The sequence below is a fragment of the Allobaculum sp. genome (assembly GCF_047010065.1).
GTDB classification, from domain to species: domain Bacteria; phylum Bacillota_I; class Bacilli_A; order Erysipelotrichales; family Erysipelotrichaceae; genus Allobaculum; species Allobaculum fili.
On sequence record NZ_JBKXLD010000007.1, the window covers coordinates 21,455 to 38,873 of the forward strand.

The following is a 17,419-nucleotide window of genomic DNA, read 5'->3' on the forward strand; positions in this document are numbered from 1 at the left end:
GGATTCTCAAGCCAAATTTTCTTCCGATTTCCTCTCGTAAAATTCAGTTAGGCCCCCCTTCTCGTACATTGTCTTCTTTCCATTCGAACCAGGATTGTCTGCGCAGGTCTAAAGGGGGCACCGTAATGAAATCGAGAGTCAACTTTCTTGTCACAGATTCATCCATTCCTATCCAAAAATCTATTTCACAACGCATCCCGCGGACTTCCCCGCCTGTTTTGAAGAAATCGTGCAGGATCTTTTTCGTCTGCTGAAATGCACCATCTACTTTGATTCGGATCCGGACCATCCAGGGATGCAGAGAACTTTGTTTTTGACCTGACGCAGATGAATCTGATCGTCATTCCTGCGACCTGGCGTTTCCTGACGGAAGAAAACCTTGCTTTCTCTACGGTTTTTCACACTGCACAAAAGAAACATATTCCTCTTCTTCCTCTTCTTACTGATGCATCGCTTGCCAGTCTGTTCAATGAAAAGTGCGGGAATCTTCAGGCACTTTGTCCCCACAGCCAGAATGACACGGGAATTCTGTATACGAAAAAGCTGCAGAACTATCTGGAAGCTCTGTTTCCAGCAGAACAGGAAATCCAGGAAATCCGACAGACTTTTTCGCACTGCATTTTTCTTAGCTATCGAAAAAAAGATCGGAAACACGCGCAGGCGCTCATGCAGGTTATTCATGAAAACGAAAGACTGGTCGATACAGCCATCTGGTATGACGAATTCCTCACACCCGGAGAAGATTTCAATGCCTCCATTCAAAATCGAATAGAGAAAAGCGACCAGTTTGTGATGGCGATGACTTCCCATATGGTCTGCGAGAAAAACTATATCCAGCAAATTGAATACCCGTTCGCACAGAGCCTGAACAAAGCAATCCTTCCTGTTCTAGTTTCTGGCGATCCGCTCGATTTGAAATGTCTTAAGGACGCATTTCCTCAGCTTCCTCCCGTTTATGAAATGAATCGAGCAGCGCTTTATCCGCCGCTGTCTTCCCTGATGGGCAAGATCGAAGACCTGGATGCAAAGCGCCTCTATTGCCTCGGTCTGGCGTATCTGAACGGCATCGATGTCGAAATCAATTATGAAAAAGGCGTGCGTATGATTGAGCGTGCTGCCCAGCGTGATGAATTGCGGGCGATACGCAAACTGATCGCCATCTATGAAGAAGGCCTGGGTCTTCCGAGCAATTTACCTGAGGCGATCTTCTGGACAAAGAGGCTGGCTGCCCTTGATCCCTGTGAAGAAGCCTTCCAGAAATGCGCAGAGCTTTCCTTCAAAAACCGTCAGTTTGATCAGGCGAAAGAATACATCCTTGACGCACTCCATATTCTTCATCGGGAAAAGAATGCACTTCATCATGGTCAGAAGGCTATGCCCCGCTCTTATGAACGCCAGAAAACAGACTGGATTTCTCTTGAAGCCGCGCTGCTCAATCTGCTCGGCGACATCGATCTGGAAAAAGACGATCTAGAGCAGGCAGAGGCAAACTATAAACGCGCTCTTCAGATGAATTACGATCTTGTCTATGACCTTCCCGCCAGACCGGCGCTGCAGAGTCTTTCCCATTCTCTGCTTCATATGGGAAATCTATACAGGAAACTGAATCGGTCTTCTTCAGCAGCCAAATGTTTCCAGCGTGCCATCGAGATCTGCGCGCGTATGGCAAAGGATATTGACATGCCAGAAATTTTAAGCGATCTGATGATGGCTCTCGAGGGGATGGCTCAGGTATCTCTGCATGAAAACCGCAGAGCAGAAGCCAGAACCTATGCACGCCAGGCGGTACAAATAGCCTGGCAGACTGTCCGCCGTCTCGAAAACGGCGAGACCCTCTCCCAACTGACCCGCGTTGTGCTTTTGCAGGAAGAACTTTTTGAACAGGATCACGACTGGCTGGAGGCACAGGTGTGCAGCGAGGAGGCTCTGCAAGCCAGCGAGAAAGGAATCCTTCTTGCCAGAACGCAGAGGACACTGACCGCTCGTCTGAATGCTCTTTTAAGCACTTCCAGACTTTTCAAAGTACAGGGCATGGGAAAAGAAGCCGAACAGATAGGATGGCAGGCGACACAGACTGCGCGTGAGCTTGAACTGGTAGAAGACCGATCCGAAGCCTGGAGCCAGCTTCTAAAGTGCCTCAGGGAACTGGCAGAAATCAGTCTGATTCAAGCAAAATCCAGTCAGGCAAGAGAATATGCCAAAGAAGGTCTTAAGCTCGCCAGAAAACTGAACCGTACCGACGCTTCCCTGCTGTCTGTTCAATATTCCATATTTTTTCTCAGTCTGCTGGGGACCATTCCTGTCCGTTGTGAAGAGATAAGCTACTCTGTGCGCTGCTGTAAAGAAGCGATCCAGCTCATCCAAGACAAAATGCCAAATCCTGAAGGGGAGCTTCTGTCCCTCCTGGGACTTCTCGAAGAACAGACAGGCAATCTCTATCGAAGCGACAGTCAGCCCGAAAAAGCCGCTGATCACTTTCAGAACGCTTATAAAATTCAGGAGCGCCTCCTGGGGCAGAAAAGTTTCCAGGAAGATTTGAGACTTCTTGATGACCTGGTTTTCTTATTGGACAGCATGGCTGGGCAAAAGCATCAAGTGAATCCGTCAGAACCGTATGTCCCTTCCGATCGTAGAAGGCTTTCTGAAGACACCAGCAGCCGGCAGGCTTTGTGTGCCAAAGCAATGGCCCGTCTGCAAGATAAACTCGTCGAAATTTATCAAGGAGGAAAAAATAATATGGAACAAACCATCGAAGCCCGTCAGAAAGCGTTTGAAGCAAGAAAACAGGCTGCCAGACTTGAGCCAAACCAGTCCAGCCTTCACGATCTGGCGTTCAGTGCCAATGAGCTGAGGCGTTTTTATACCAGCAGACACGACTTTGAGCAGGCACTCTACTATGGCGAAGTGTGCGCTGCAGCGGCGCGCGAACTTGTAAAGCTTTGCAATGACTGTGAGAATCTGAACTTTTATTCTCAGATTCTCGGCGTCCTGGCCGCTTACTACGACAAGCTGAACCGTGTGGAGTCCATGAGGAAAGCCATGGAGCTGGAGTACAAAGCAGAAAACGAAATCGCAGATCGATTCCCAGATTCGGAGTCGCTGACGCGTCTGATTCGGATTGCAAGCCAGCTTCGAAGCCATTACGAGGATCAGGAATGGCTCAAACAAGCGTCGGATTATGGAATGAAAGCCGTCGAAACCGCTCGTACGCTTGTCCAGCTTGCCCCTTCCGACACCCCCCTGCTTTATCTGGCTGCGGTTCTGAGTGATCTGGGAAATCTGCGTAAGAAACAGAACATGCTGGAAGAGGCACAGGATTTATACCAGGAGTCGCTTTTACTCCATCTGCGGCGCTATGAAGCCAGTTCTTCGCCCGAAACCTGTAATTCGGTTTTGATCAGCATTCAAATTCTCGCGGATTTAAACGAAAAACAGAATCATCTCAATGCCGCCGAATCTTATTGTAAACAAGGGTACGAAACTGCTCGAAAATGCATTAAGCAGAGCGAGAATCCCGAAACTCTGAGCTGGGCATCGACCTTTTTGAACAGCCTGGCTCGAATTTCTGCGGCGAAAAAAGACAAAGATGCCGCGTGCCAGTATGGAGCAGGCCGTCGAAATTGATCAGAGAAATGTGGCGGTCAAAGAAACACTTCCCTCACTTCAGACTCTCGCCGCAAATCTGGAAAACCTTAGCCTGATCTATGCGGCTCAAAGGCACTTCATTCGTTCGCGAAATGTCGACAAACAGCTTAGCCAGATCCAAACGCGAATCAAAAAACTCGAAAAATCCTCTTCCTGATAGGAAAGGGCTGGATCGCCTGATTCAAAGCGCCCGCTTTTAAGGCCGTTTCCCCTCTGCACAAAAACAGAACCTCTGCTTCGAATACGGCTTTGACAGGCAAAATCGATACAGGGATTCTGTTTCCTTCTTTTTTCATTTTTCGCCACGCCTAAACGGATTCCCGAGCCGGCAAAAACGAAGAGATCGGATCCTTTGCCTTCCCGTACACGAACGTACGTCCACTTAAACCGGATTGATCTGCCGGCATTTTGTCTTTTCCGTATCGTCACGATTGGAAATTCACATTTGGCAAGATGAGCTTGAACGGTTTTTTCGTCGTCATCACAGACGGCTTTTTATCAAACGGCTGATACGCTTCCATGATTTTTTTCCATTCCCGTTTTGCAGCCCTCAGACAGCTGAAGCTGATCAAAAACATCGGCGAGTTTTGGATTTTGGCAGATGGAAAAGCCGTTCAGAATATCTTTTGCTCAATCCCTGGCATCATACTGTCAACAGACAGAAATTCAATTCGATCCTCGTACATGCGAATGAAGGATCTGGGACTGAAGGTATAGTCGCGGTGAACGATCAGACTCAAAAGCGCTTCTTGAAGTGCAGCTTCCGGATAATCCCGTACATCAATGCGCAGCAGCTTTTCAAAGGTCGAATGCGTCTGGTTACAAAAATCGAGAAATGCATACGCATCGTTCATCTGCTGGCACAGGGATCCTCCAAACTCGCGTCGATCTCTGGCGATCGCACTGGTAACGCCCTGAAAGACACCCATGTGAATCGTATGTTCACACTGATCGGAAAGAAGCAGACCGAGATTGGTGAAAAGGCCGTTCGGATCGGTAAGCTTCAAAGTCCGCCTCTGCGTGGCATCGAACTTCACATTTCTGCGTGCAAATTCCTCTTTTGCAGCCTTAAAGGTCAGATTCTGGTTTGCGCAAGGATGGCATTCCTAGCTGTCCTTGCCGGTTTCATGAATCCTGTTTCGATGTACGGAATCCGATCTTGGGACATTGACGCACGCCTCTCTTACAAAAGCACCTTCTGGCCGCATCTCCTTTTCGATCGAAAAAGAAGACCGCGCCTTGCCCCGATCCGTATTGGTGAACCCCATGATTCCTTCCCGGATCTCCTCCGCAGGCGTTTCTTTCCGTTCTGCTGGTTCTCTATCTTTAACAGCCATATATTTTCCTCTCGCTTATTCTGCTTCTATTTTACAGCGAGCCGGAAATATGTTTTCTCCCTTTTGAAAACGTGACAATCTGGCTGTGCATAAACTCCGGCCTCCAAATTATGAGCAAACTTTTTCTTAGCGGCATTCACAGATCACAATGCGAACTCAGGCTGCCAAGCTGGGGCGAAATTCATTTCAATCCTTTGTCGGGAATCGAAATGCGGAACAGATTCGTCTCTTCCCCTTTGTCTAAGACCGAACACTTTTCTTTTCGAATTCAGAACGTTCTGAACCATTCTTGATCGGCTGCACAGTCAAAAGAGATAATCCCCACAGAAAAAGAAATCGATGGCAGCTCCATGAACATCAGAAAAGCCGTTTCAGAGGATCTCGATGCAGTCGAAAAAATATACGAAGAAATACATACTGCCCAAGAAGAACAGAGGCGGAAAACCGGATGGATTCGAGGCGCCCATCCAGCTCCAGCGACCGCCAGGGATGCGATCGAGCATGGATGTGGTGAGCTTCGACTTGATACAAACGAAAAGAACACGGCCCAAAGCCATGTACGACAAACACGGTTATACCGAAACGGGTATTGTACCGATAGAGTTCAATGGTATTTCCGGCGTTAAACTCGTACTGCTCGAAAAACACTCAGGCAAGCAGCTCGTCTTCCTTCGTTCTGACAAAGCGAAAAAGTGCGGTTCAACCTCCGCACCTATTCCAGAGCGGTTATCGAAAACAGCCGCCTAGAAAGGGAAGCTCTATGAAATCTGAACAGAATTTCTCTGGTGCCATCGAATATCGGCCAAAAATCTACATCTCTGCCCACCACGATGATTTTGCACTTTATTTTGATCGTCTTTCCAATGATCTGTTTCAGACGGGGGAATGCATCATTTTCTATGATCCGGATCCCGAGCATCCCGAAGATCTGGAGAACTTCGATTTCGACCTGTCCCAGATGAATCTGATCGTCATCCCGATTACTTACAATTTTCTGTTCAAGGACTGTGTGGCCTTTTCCAAAGTTTTTCAGACGGTCTGCGACAGACATATTCCGTTTCTGCCGATTCTGACCGATCAGAATCTGGCGGACGCCTTTAATCAAAAATGCGGATCGCTTCAGGCACTCTGTCTGTATTCGTCGGATCCAAGTGAAATCTCCTATGAAACGAAACTGAGAAAATTCATGGATTCATTTTTCCTGAACAAAGAGCAAATCGAAGAAATACGCAGCGAATTTTTTAAATACATTTTCTTAAGCTACAGAAAGAAGGACCGGAAAAAGGCGCAGGAGCTGATGAAGCTCATACACCAGGATCCGCAGTTTGCGGACACCGCCATCTGGTATGACGAATTTCTGTCTCCTGGCGAAGACTTTAACGCTTATATTCATCGTGCGCTGGAAAAAAGCTGCCTGTTTACCATGGCCGTGACCTCCAGCCTGGTTTTGGAACCGAACTATGTTCAGGCAATTGAGTATCCAGAAGCGCGGAAACTGAAGAAAACGATCGTTCCGGTTCAAATGCAGGGGGAAGATATTTCTCTGGAACAGCTGAAGGGACCTTTCCCGGAATTGACAAGCCTGTATGCGATGGATTCAGCGGTTCTTAAAGACCAGCTCAGTGCGGCTATGCGATCTTCTCTGGATGAAGATCCCCGCCATCTCTATAGGATCGGTCTAGCCTATACACAGGGAATCGATGTAGAAATCGATTACGAAAAAGGGATTGATCGGATCGAGCAGGCGGCTTCACAAAACTATCTTCCCGCAATTCAGGAGCTGATGACCATTTATTTCTACGGTCGCGGAACGTCCGTCGATTTAAGCAAAGCCGTTCACTGGGCAAAAAAGAATGCCCAAATCAAAGAAGACGAAATTTCCTTATCCTTCGCTGCTTCGTTTCTAGAGGAAAATTTCCAGCTTGAGGAAGCGCAGACGTACTATTCCAGAGCGCTGTCGTTCATCGAGGACAAGCTTCCGACAGGTCAGGACCTGGATTCCCGCAATGCTGATTTGTCCAGAATACATCCATTAACGGGGAAACAGGCCGCTTACTATATGGAATGTCATTGCTTTGTGCTTAAAGGTCTTGGCAGGGTTCTGTTTAAACAGAACCGCCTGGAAGAAGCGAAAGAGGATGTTTTAACCGCTCTAGAAATCGAACAGCGTCTTGTCGCAGCTCAGTCCTCCTTGCGCACATTGCAAAATCTAGCCGATGTGCTGGATACGCTCGGGATTGTCTGCACGGCGGCGGATCAGCTGAAAGAGGCACAAGGATATTTCTTAAGCGCTCTTGAAATCCGACAGGAACTTGCCGAGTCTCAGCCAACGAGCAGAACGCTGCGGGATTACTCCATTTCTCTGGACAAAATGGGGTCTCTCTGTCACGACCTCAACCAGCTCGAAGAAGCAGAAGAGTATTTGCGAGAAGCTTTGGAAATCAATCAGCATCTCGTAAAGCTCCACTCGGCGCCGCTGCTCCAGCAAAATCTAAGCCTTTCTCTGGAAAAGATGGGATGGCTTTGCATGGACAAGTGGCAGATGAAAGATGCGTACGATTTTTTCCTTCAGTCTTTGAAAATCCAGCTGCAGCTTTCCGAGTCACAGCCAACGCCGCAAATCCTGAAAGATCTGTCCATCGCTTACGATAATCTGGGGTATCTTTCCAACAATATGCATCAGCTGGATCAGGCATACCGTTTTTTCTATAACTCTTCGAAGATTCGCCTGCAGCTTGCCAGGCTTCACCCAACCCCGCAGACACAGCGCGATCTATCCATCGCTTTTCAAAATCTCGGATGTCTTTTCAAAGACAGGAAAAATCTGGAAACGGCAGAGAAATTTTTCTTAAAGTCTTTAGAGATTCTCAAACAGCTTGACGAGTCGCAGCCATCGCTGCACATACGGCGCGATCTGTCTGCCGCTTTTCAAAACCTGGGAAACCTTTACAAAGATCGAAACCAGCTCGAACTGGCCAAAGAACAGTTCCTGAACGTTCTGGAAATCCGGCAGCAGCTCGCCAAGGATGGCTCCGTGCCGGCAAGACTGTACGATCTGTCCGTCGCTTTCGAAAGCCTTGGTCTTGTGTGCAAAGAAATGAACGAGCTGGAAGAGGCGAAAGCGTATTTGCTAAACGCTGTAAAAATCCGGCAAGGACTGGCAGACGATCATGCAATACCCCAAACACAGCTCAATCTGGCTGACGCTTTCGAAAATTTAGGAGATCTTTATGAGGAATTGAATCAATTGAATCTTTCTCTGGAGTATCTCTTAAAATCGGTAAAACTCAGGCAGGAGATCGCAAACCCATATCCATTTCCTGTTCCCCTGAACCTTCTAGCCGCCGCTTTGCGGAAGGCGGGGCGGCTTTGCAGCGAAATGAATCAGCTGGAAGAGGCCTATGCGTTTTGCTTAAAATCTGTCGAAATCCGACAGCAGCTTGTCGAACAGTGTCCTGAGCCGGCGGGCTTATACAAGCTCTCCTGCTCTTTGGAAAGTCTCGGTATCGTATGTTCCGCGTCCAGTCAGTTTGAAGAAGCACGAACCTGCTTTCTAAGATCTTTGGAAATCCGGCAGCAGCTTGCGGATGAATTTGTCGCCCCGCCTGTGCTCCGTATTCTGGCCATAACCCTGAACAATCTGTGTTATGTCTGCAGAAAGATGAACCTGCCTGAAGAAGCGCGAGAGTACTTCAGAAGAGCCGAAAGGATCTCTCAAAATCTCTGAAACCAGACAGACAGGCTTCTCTCCAATAGCCTTTCTTGAACGCCTTTGCCCAGGCCAAGCCGCTTAGCTTTTTGGACGAATACGCCTTATTCTCAGATATTGATCTGCAAGAATAAGATATCTAACATACAACCCCCCGCAGATTCACGGCTGCATTGGCCGTAGATCTGCGGGGGTGCTTTATGAAGCGTTCCTTACTGGTTTTCTGAGTTGGAAGACGTTTCCGCTGCGGTACTTGTTATAGGAAGACATCACGCCAATAGCCGCATCGCTGCGAACGGCGGATTCGAATCCAGCCAGATACGTTTCATGAAGCGTCTGTTCATCCACTTCTACGTTCGTGTTGGATCCCGGGTTCGCGTTCTGTGCAAACGCACCGTAATGTTTCAGGACGGCGATGCCGCCTTCGCTGGTCATGCCTTCGACCAGATCGTCCGCGAGAGCGGATAGCAGCGTCGAATCTTCGCCAAGCTGGTCTTTTGTACAGGCGAACTGCGGCTGACGCTGAATGTCGAGCTGCGCGGAAAGCATCATGGATCCGCCGATCGCCTGATTTTCTCTGGAAACGACTTCACCGTAGAGGCGGGCCATTTCTTCGCTCCATGTTGCGGCGAGCATCTGTTCCTGCGGCGGGTTGGTTGTATCTTCCGTATACAGCAGTCCAGCCGGACCGTCGTACATTTTGATGGTCGGCACGCCCAGACGCGGGCAGCCCACAAGAGCACCGGCATTTCCCTCATTGCCTGTTCCGTTGCTGCCCATGAACGCGAATTTTTCTTCGCGGGTCATGGTTTTGACCAGAGCGTCTACTTTTTTGCTGATTTCTGCATCATCCGTCATCGGCATGACCAGATCCCGGGAGTAGACTTCCGGGAAGCTGACTGCCTCGTCATTGCCCTGTGCAAGAACGGGCATCGCCGCCGCTGCGCTTACACCCATCGCTCCGGGGACCATCGATACCGCAAGAGCCAGTCGAATTGCATTCATTTTTCTCTTTTTCATGTTTATCTCCACTTGCCTGTCGGCTTCTGTGCGAACGAGCACGACTTACGCAAAGTGGATTTCCGCTATCGAAAGCGCATCACGGCAGGAGACAAAAAGACCTGAAAACCAGTCTAAAGAAACCTTGCAGACGATGAAAAATACTTCTCGCCTGGAGACATCCATACGGATTTGTTTCTTTAAATCGAGCTTTCAGGTCTTGTTTATCTGAATTGTGATAATACACCCTGCGTAAGTGATGCTCTTTCGATAACACCTTACAAGCACAAGATAGGACAGCGCTTACATTCCGTCACCCCTTTTTTGAAAATGGTGCTATTTTTTTCTCATTTCCCTTTGCCTGCGGCGTTTTTGCTGCGTTTGTCCCCTGCGCCATCCCGATTTTTTACTTTCCTTTTCCGTTTCCCGTCTTCCGGATGATCTCATACGGCTCAAGGAGTGCAGCCTCGACGTCCCCAGGGCAGGGGGTATGTCAAATCCTTTGTGTAAATTCGTTTTTTAGTTGTTGAAACATTTGCTCGTGCCGAAGAACCAAAACACTTCACTGAATGGTGAGCGATTGAAAATTTCTGAAGCGCCCTTTATAGCGGGCGCCCCCCTGCTAGACTGGTGACGTCCCTGCCAGGGTGGCATTTTTTCGACGGCGGGGACGTCTTCAGGGGGTGCAGGGGGAGCGGGGACCCGCTGTAAAGGGTTTAAGCGGAAGAAAATTTCATGAGCGGCTCCTCGATCTGATTCTTACTTGGCTGAGTATTTCTCCAATCTGGCGCTCAGCCCCTCTTCACACAGAAGCTGATTCCGGACGATTGACCAGTTCGGTACTGTCCGTCCCCGCCACTTCTTCTCAAGCTCTACGATACGCAGATACAGGGCTTTATAAACCGAATCTTCGCTTGGGAACGAGCCCTTTTTCGTTACTTTTCGCAGGCTTGAGTTGACCGACTCGATCGCATTGGTTGTATACATTATCTTTCTGACTGCGCTGCCGTAGTTAAACAGCTGCAGCACATGATGAAAGTTTCGTTCCCAGACGTTTACAGCGCCATGAAAGCCGCTCCATTTCTCCTTGAATTCCTCGAAAGCCGCCTCTGCTTCCTTAGCGTTCAGAGCGCTATAGACTTTCTTAATGTCCTTACAGAAACTAGCTCTTTCTTTTGCAGGAATATATTTTAATGAATTACGAAGCAAATGGACAATACACCGCTGCACAATCACATTCGGGAATACAGCTTTGGCTCCGCCTTCAAGACCTCTAACTCCATCCATGGACAGGAAGAAGATATCTTCTACGCCTCGGATCTTCAGCTCGTCAAAAATCTGCATCCAGAAGTGTTTGGATTCGCTTTCGCCAATCCAGATGCCAAGGATGTCTTTATGGCCTTCGGTGTCATAGCCTAAGACGACATATACAGCCTGTTCTTTTGCACCACGTTCAGTTTTTACTGACACATAAAGGCAATCTACAAAGACGAAGGGATAGCACTGCTTCAGGGGACGATTGCGCCATTCATCGACGACAGGGTAAACGCGGTCTGTGATGTTTGAGATCGTATCCGCAGAGACCGAAAAGCCATAGATGTCCTGAATGATAGCGGAGATGTCGCGCTGTGACATTCCCTGCCCATACATGCGCAGGATCTTATTCTCGATATCGGAGATATCCCTGCTGCCTTTAGGGACAGCCTGTGGCTCAAATGTTCCGAGGCGATCACGAGGAACACGCAGATCCAGTTCGCCCTGGGAAGATTTCACGGTCTTTTCAGAATAGCCGTTGCGGCGATTCTCAGTCGTTTTCTTGGCGTGTGACCCACTGGTACAACCCAGATGCGAATCCAGCTCTCCCTGGAACATCTGTTCCAGCACAGGACCGAAGATCGATTTGATGATGTCAGAGGCTTCCTGAAACGACTGTGGCTGATATTCCTTAATGATGGTAGAAGCAATTTGTTCCTGAACTGTAGGTGCAGCTTTGGCTTTACGTGGCATAAAAGGTCTCCTTGTATAGATTCGTCTGGCTTTGAACGGATTGTATCAGGCAAAAGCCTTGATGGAATTTACACAAAAAAACTTACACTCTCCTTGTAGACCATCACTTTGTCGACCATCGCTCTGTAAAACGATGGACCGCGAGTGAGGTAATGGGAGGAAGGAGCCCCTTCATCTTCTAGAGCTGAGCGAAGCGCGCTGCCGGCGCACACGTCCATTCGGGTTAAAAACGAAGAAGCCGGATTCTCACCGGAGCTGCATTGGCCACATCGATGAAATCACCGGCGAACTGGTCCCTGACCGCCCTCGTTCGAAAAACAGAACGTCCGTCACTAACCCTGAGCAGTCGTCCCAATATTCGGCTAAAAAGACTGGAAATTATCTGTTTATAAACAAATCCGCATCCGCCCAGGAATCTGGATTACTTCAGTGCCTTCAGGATGTTTTTCCAGTCGAATGGCCCTATATCATGACCTGCTGTCAGTACCTGTGCAAAGAAGGCAGACCGCTCTATCGGGCGGAGCGCTGGTCGGTCCACAACACAACCTGTCCTGGGCAGCCGCTCTCATCTCAGCACATCAGTGAACTCCTTCCTGTTTTGAATCCAGCCAGGCAAAGAGAGTTTTTCAGAGCCTGGATTGAGCGGAATCAGGCCAGGGAATACTTCGCTCTTGATATCACCAGCGTATCTTCCTTTTCGGAGCTGATCAGTATGGTGAAGTATGGATATACCCGCGCGTTCGCGTTTTCTGATTTGAGCACTATTGCTGTCTATATGGATATGGTCTGGGGTACAGTCTTTGTTTTTTACACGATCAAAGCCCTGCAAGAGGAGCCGAAGAATGCACCGGTCCAGAGTCCTGGCCAGTTCATCTGCAAGGAGTACCATCCGCCCAAACCGGAAATCCGATCGGCATCGGCTCTGATGATCCGATAAATGCAGATTCATGAAAAATCCGGGTGCTGTTTTTACCTTCCTGTAAATTCAGCACCGGTTTTCTGCTCTCTTTAATCAGAACTTTACAAGCTGCATGTCTGTGGGCGGTCTTTGAAGGGGAGTGCTGAAGAAACTGTCGATACGGGGACGAACTAAAAAGGCTTTCAGGCTGCCTGCTGTTCTTCAGGCGGTCTGTACGGTCTGCCCGGCAGGACGGCTGCGGCTGATCAATGTCGACCTGGCCGTTCAAAACAGCTTTATCTATCATGATTTTCAACCGACAGGCGAAGCGTTCCGCATTCCGGAATTCTTCGCCTTTTTCTTTGCTTCGATTTATCCAGGACTTTACATCCGTCTTTCTGCTTCTTTACACGGCATTGCTATACTGAAGCCGTCTTCAGAAAAGATAGAAATGAAAAGAGGCAAAACGATGAAAACAACCTTCAAATCCATTCTTACCGCCGCTGCGGCGGCTGCCGCCCTGAATCTGGCGGCTTGCTCTTCGAACAGCACGGGGAGTAATGCTTCCAGTGGCGGCAGCAGCACCCAGAACACTCCGGCTGCCATTGCGGTCCTGACCAGGGAAGACGGCAGCGGAACACGCGGCGCGTTCACCGAGCTGTTCAAACTGGAAGAAAACGGCGAAGATCTGACACGAGCCGATGCGGAAGTCACCAACTCGACAGCGGTCATGCTTACTACTGTCGCGCAGAACCCGAGTGCGATCGGCTACATCTCACTGGGCAGCCTGAACGATTCGGTCAAAGCCGTCTCGATCGACGGCGTAGTTCCTTCGGTCGATACCGTCATTGACGGGACCTACACGGTCAGCCGTCCGTTCCTGGTCGTCCAGAAAGAGGGTAGCGACAATCCGCTTGCCGCAGACTTTGAAAAGTTCCTGCTGTCCGAAGACGGCCAGGCGGTCATCAGCGAGGCCGGCTATGTTCCGGTTGAAGCGGATGGCGTTTACACCGCAGCCGGCATGTCGGGAGAAATGACTGTAGGCGGATCGTCTTCGGTTACCCCGGTTATGGAAAAACTCGCCGAAGCGTACCAGTCTCTGAATCCGGATGCACAGATCGCAGTTATGCAGACCGATTCCACTACCGGTGCATCGAGCACAGCCGAAGGCGTCTATGATCTTGGCATGCTCTCGCGAGAGCTCAAGCCGGAAGAAGAAAGCCAGGGTCTGAAAAGTATCGTCATTGCCAGAGACGGCATCGCAGTGATCGTCAATCCGTCCAATACGGTGGACTCCTTGAGCGCCGATCAGGTCAAAGAGGTCTATTCCGGCAAAATCGAGGACTGGAGTGCTCTTGAATCCAAGTAAATCCGCAGACAAGGAGAGTCTTTTATGAGCAATGCAAAACGGGAAACCGGAATGAAGTATGTCTTTGCCGCCTGTGCTGCGGCTTCGATTCTGTGCGTCTTTCTGATCTGCTGGTTTCTCTTCTCAACCGCCCTGCCGGCGATCGCAAAAATCGGCCCTGTCAATTTTCTCTTCTCGTCGGACTGGGCACCAAGTGAAAACCGGTTTGGCATCCTGAGTATGGTCGCCGGCACGCTCTATATGAGTGCCGGAGCACTTATCCTGGGCGTACCGCTTGGGGTCCTGTGTGCCGTCTTTCTGGCTTATTACTGCCCGAAGAAACTGTATGAACCGTTCCGGTTTGCGATCAGCCTCCTGGCCGGTATTCCGAGTATTGTCTACGGCTTCTTCGGCCTGACGGTCCTGGTCCCTCTGATTCAGAAATGGACCGGATCGGCATCGGGCAAAGGCATCCTGTGCGCGTCGGTGCTTCTGGCCATGATGATCCTGCCCACAATCGTTTCACTCAGCGAAAGCGCGCTGAAAAAAGTCGATCCGGCCGTCTATGACGGCAGCCGGGCCTTAGGTGCAAGCCATGACCATACGGTCTTCTTCGTCTGTCTGCCGGCTGCGGCCTCAGGCATTCTGAGTGCGATTGTCCTGGAAATTGGCCGTGCGGTCGGAGAAACGATGGCGGTTATTATGGTCGCCGGCAATGCGGCTGTTCTGCCTGACAGTCTGCTCAGTCCGGTCCGGACACTGACCACCGGCATTGTTCTGGAAATGTCCTATGCGAGCGGTCTGCACCGTGAAGCGCTGATCGCTATGGGAGCGGTCCTGTTTGTACTGATTCTTGGCATCAACCTCTGCTTTATGTCTCTGAAGAAAAAGGAGTGCAGATCATGAATATACCCTTGTCCTCTCTGTCTGCCCGCTCATCCGGATCATCCGGATCTTCTATCCGCTCTGCTCATTCCGTCAAACGGCCGGTGCAGGCTACCATCAAACGCCTTCCGGCCAGTCCATCGATCCAGGAGTATACCGCACAGAGCAGCAGCACCCTCGCTCTGCCGGCTGGACAGTTTGACATCCCCCGTCCGTCTGTTCCGGCAAAAGAACAGAAAAAGCCGCTTCCGCTCAGTGAGGGGAAAGCCGATGTTTCCGGTCTGATCCTCCGTGCGCTGACCTGGCTCTACGCGGGCGCCGGCTTTCTGATCATGGCATCCATGGTCATCTACATTCTGTTTACCGGCGTACCGAATCTCAGCGCTTCGCTGTTTGCCTGGACCTACACCACCGACAATGTGTCGATGATGCCGGCTATTATCAATACGGTTTTAATAACTGTCCTTACCCTGGCCGTCTCTTTGCCGATCGGCATCGGTGCAGCAGTCTATCTGGAAGAATATGCCCCCAGAGAATCTCGATTTGTTTCGCTGGTCAGTGTGGCTGCCGAAACACTCGCCGGCATTCCATCGATTGTCTTTGGTCTTTTCGGCATGCTTCTCTTTGTGACCCGGATGCATCTTGGTCTCTCGCTGCTCTCCGGCGTGCTGACGCTCGCCGTTCTTGTCCTGCCGCTCGTTCTGCGCACCGCCCAGGAAGCCCTGCGGGCTGTGCCGGATTCGATGCGCGAAGCCAGCTATGCCTTAGGTGCCGGAAAGCTGCGTACGATCTTTAAAGTCCTTCTGCCTCAGGCGGCCGGCGGTATCTTCTCCGGTATCCTGTTAGCCTCCGGACGTATTGCGGGCGAATCGGCTGCGCTGATCTATACGGCTGGCACGCTGGCCAAACCGGCCTTTGATCTGATGAGCCCTGGCGCTACGCTCTCCGTTCATATGTACAAACTGCTCAATGAAGGTCTCTATATGCCGCAAGCTTCCTCTGTCGCGGTGGTTCTGCTTGTCCTGTGTATTATCATGAACCTTGGGCAGATGCTCATCTGCAAGAAAATGACGAAAGGATCGATCGCATGAACCAGTCCAGTCCTATTGTTCTCAAAGCGCAGGATGTCAGTGTCTTTTATGGCCCCCAGCAGGCCCTGCATTCTGTCTCCATGGAGATTCCCCGCAACTCGATTACCGCACTCATCGGTCCGAGCGGCTGCGGCAAGTCAACCTTTCTTCGCTGTCTCAACCGGATGAACGATCTGATCGTGCACTGCCAGGTCAAAGGACAGATCTTTCTGGAAGAGGAAGACATCAGCGGAAAGATCAATGTCAACCGGCTGCGCAAGCGCGTGGGCATGGTCTTCCAGAAACCCAATCCGTTTGATATGAGCATTTTTGACAACGTGGCCTACGGCCCCCGGACAGCCGGGATCAAAAACCGGACCCGTCTGGAAGAGATTGTCGTCGACGCTCTAAAGCAGGCCTCTTTGTATGACGAGGTCAAGGACAATCTGAAAAAGAGCGCTCTCTCCCTCTCGGGCGGACAGCAGCAGCGCCTGTGCATTGCCCGCGCTCTGGCGGCTGAACCGGAGATTCTTCTGATGGATGAGCCGACGAGCGCGCTGGATCCGATTTCCGTAGAGCGCATTGAAGAGCTCTGCCTGCGGCTGAAAGAACGCTATACCATCATCATGGTCACGCACAATCTCCAGCAGGCGATGCGGATTGCCGATCAGACCGCATTCTTCTACCAGGGCGAAATGGTCGAGTTCGGCGATTCGAAAACCCTGTTTACTCATCCCTCCCAGCAGAAAACCAAAGACTACGTCACCGGCCGCTTTGGATGATCGGATTACCGGCTGTTCGGTCGATGCGTATATCATTCGGTCCTCCTGCTGAAGTCACTCGTTCAATCAATCATTCATGGTCTGATCGACCGGAATGCCGGCCAGACTCCAACGGTCCTGTTTTATGAGCTGTATGTATACGACAGCTCTTTTTTCATTCATGGCGGTACGCAAGCGAACCGCCACCCTTGAGTCATGAAACGGGGGATTCATTTCTCATGGATCCTGCGTAATAAATTCTACAGAGATAAGATAGGCAGCCGAGCGCGCTACGCAAATATGACTTTCTCCCTCTGGGCGTTTTTTCTGGAGCTGACCGGATGGCAGATCGGAGCGTTCGAAACGAGGAGAGTTCCAGGAAGTCATCAAACCAGATGGAACAGTTCGCTGCAGCATCCTTGATGGCGCTTTTGCCTATCAGGTCGCCAATGAACTGCGCTCGGACTGGCTTGGCACTCCCCGTCCAGTGTGATGTGTGGAAACCGGAGTGGTCTATGAAGACTGCACGGAGGTTTCCCGGAAGACGGGTTGTTCCCGTGAAGGCATCAGAAAATGCTGCCGAGGAGTCCTCGCGACATCTGGTGGATACACCTGGGAGTACATATATGCCAAATAAACCAAAACCTCCCTGTGGCAGGTGTATTTGTTAGTTTAAAAGTGGCCATTTTCTCCCGAATATCGGTTTGAAGTGTACCCCATGTCAAGGACACGATAATTAGAGAGAACCCTTTGTTCGGAC

11 protein-coding genes are annotated in these 17,419 nt (G+C 50.2%); 8 read left to right on the forward strand and 3 right to left on the reverse strand.

From position 1 onward, the window contains the following. Positions 1–327 precede the first annotated feature (327 nt). Positions 328–3,624 carry a TIR domain-containing protein gene (locus tag ACLUYS_RS01385; RefSeq protein WP_412658737.1) on the forward strand — a complete coding sequence of 1,099 codons (3,297 nt, stop codon included), beginning with the start codon at positions 328–330 and terminating at the stop codon, positions 3,622–3,624. A 635-nt stretch (positions 3,625–4,259) separates the two neighbouring features. Here the strand turns inward: ACLUYS_RS01385 and ACLUYS_RS01390 are convergent. Next, the gene (locus ACLUYS_RS01390) at positions 4,260–4,652 is read right to left on the reverse strand and encodes a hypothetical protein (protein WP_230267723.1); all 393 of its coding nucleotides are present in this window, start codon (positions 4,650–4,652) and stop codon (positions 4,260–4,262) included. Positions 4,653–5,366: 714 nt separating this feature from the next. Here ACLUYS_RS01390 and ACLUYS_RS01395 point away from each other — a divergent pair. Next, the gene (locus ACLUYS_RS01395; RefSeq protein WP_230267722.1) at positions 5,367–5,729 is read left to right on the forward strand and encodes a hypothetical protein; all 363 of its coding nucleotides are present in this window, start codon (positions 5,367–5,369) and stop codon (positions 5,727–5,729) included. A gap of 13 nt (positions 5,730–5,742) precedes the next feature. Beyond that, positions 5,743–8,709, forward strand: coding sequence for a tetratricopeptide repeat protein (locus ACLUYS_RS01400; RefSeq protein ID WP_230267721.1), 2,967 nt, complete (start codon positions 5,743–5,745; stop codon positions 8,707–8,709). Positions 8,710–8,889: 180 nt separating this feature from the next. On the opposite strand, the gene ACLUYS_RS01405 is transcribed toward ACLUYS_RS01400, so the two are convergent. Both ACLUYS_RS01405 and ACLUYS_RS01410 read right to left on the reverse strand, forming a co-directional pair. After that, the gene (locus ACLUYS_RS01405; RefSeq protein ID WP_288876739.1) at positions 8,890–9,711 is read right to left on the reverse strand and encodes a glycoside hydrolase family 3 N-terminal domain-containing protein; all 822 of its coding nucleotides are present in this window, start codon (positions 9,709–9,711) and stop codon (positions 8,890–8,892) included. Between the two features lie 738 nt (positions 9,712–10,449). After that, entirely contained in the window at positions 10,450–11,697 is a 1,248-nt protein-coding gene (locus tag ACLUYS_RS01410) for an IS256 family transposase (RefSeq protein ID WP_412658740.1), read from the reverse strand. Between the two features lie 469 nt (positions 11,698–12,166). On the opposite strand from ACLUYS_RS01410, the gene ACLUYS_RS01415 reads away from it, so the two are divergent. The 5 genes from ACLUYS_RS01415 (at position 12,167) to pstB (ending at position 16,680) form a co-directional block, all read left to right on the forward strand. Continuing rightward, positions 12,167–12,634, forward strand: a complete 468-nt coding sequence (locus ACLUYS_RS01415; protein WP_412658742.1) for a hypothetical protein — start codon at positions 12,167–12,169, stop codon at positions 12,632–12,634. A 412-nt stretch (positions 12,635–13,046) separates the two neighbouring features. Next, positions 13,047–13,964, forward strand: coding sequence for a substrate-binding domain-containing protein (locus ACLUYS_RS01420; protein ID WP_288339226.1), 918 nt, complete (start codon positions 13,047–13,049; stop codon positions 13,962–13,964). Positions 13,965–13,988: 24 nt separating this feature from the next. Continuing rightward, entirely contained in the window at positions 13,989–14,849 is an 861-nt protein-coding gene (pstC, locus tag ACLUYS_RS01425) for a phosphate ABC transporter permease subunit PstC (protein WP_412658744.1), read from the forward strand. After that, entirely contained in the window at positions 14,846–15,919 is a 1,074-nt protein-coding gene (gene pstA, locus ACLUYS_RS01430) for a phosphate ABC transporter permease PstA (RefSeq protein WP_412658746.1), read from the forward strand. The genes pstC and pstA overlap by 4 nt, the downstream gene beginning before the upstream one ends. Continuing rightward, the gene (gene pstB / locus ACLUYS_RS01435; RefSeq protein WP_230267715.1) at positions 15,916–16,680 is read left to right on the forward strand and encodes a phosphate ABC transporter ATP-binding protein PstB; all 765 of its coding nucleotides are present in this window, start codon (positions 15,916–15,918) and stop codon (positions 16,678–16,680) included. The genes pstA and pstB overlap by 4 nt, the downstream gene beginning before the upstream one ends. Positions 16,681–17,419 lie beyond the last annotated feature (739 nt).

What these genes read in the sequence shown, in the direction of transcription:
- pstC (WP_412658744.1), top strand. Translation starts at nt 13,989, where the DNA reads ATGAGCAATGCAAAACGGGAAACCGGAATGAAGTATGTCTTTGCCGCC.
- pstA (WP_412658746.1), top strand. Translation starts at nt 14,846, where the DNA reads ATGAATATACCCTTGTCCTCTCTGTCTGCCCGCTCATCCGGATCATCC.
- ACLUYS_RS01410 (WP_412658740.1), bottom strand. Translation starts at nt 11,697, where the DNA reads ATGCCACGTAAAGCCAAAGCTGCACCTACAGTTCAGGAACAAATTGCT.
- pstB (WP_230267715.1), top strand. Translation starts at nt 15,916, where the DNA reads ATGAACCAGTCCAGTCCTATTGTTCTCAAAGCGCAGGATGTCAGTGTC.
- ACLUYS_RS01405 (WP_288876739.1), bottom strand. Translation starts at nt 9,711, where the DNA reads ATGAAAAAGAGAAAAATGAATGCAATTCGACTGGCTCTTGCGGTATCG.
- ACLUYS_RS01400 (WP_230267721.1), top strand. Translation starts at nt 5,743, where the DNA reads ATGAAATCTGAACAGAATTTCTCTGGTGCCATCGAATATCGGCCAAAA.
- ACLUYS_RS01385 (WP_412658737.1), top strand. Translation starts at nt 328, where the DNA reads ATGAATCTGATCGTCATTCCTGCGACCTGGCGTTTCCTGACGGAAGAA.
- ACLUYS_RS01415 (WP_412658742.1), top strand. Translation starts at nt 12,167, where the DNA reads ATGACCTGCTGTCAGTACCTGTGCAAAGAAGGCAGACCGCTCTATCGG.
- ACLUYS_RS01395 (WP_230267722.1), top strand. Translation starts at nt 5,367, where the DNA reads ATGCAGTCGAAAAAATATACGAAGAAATACATACTGCCCAAGAAGAAC.
- ACLUYS_RS01420 (WP_288339226.1), top strand. Translation starts at nt 13,047, where the DNA reads ATGAAAAGAGGCAAAACGATGAAAACAACCTTCAAATCCATTCTTACC.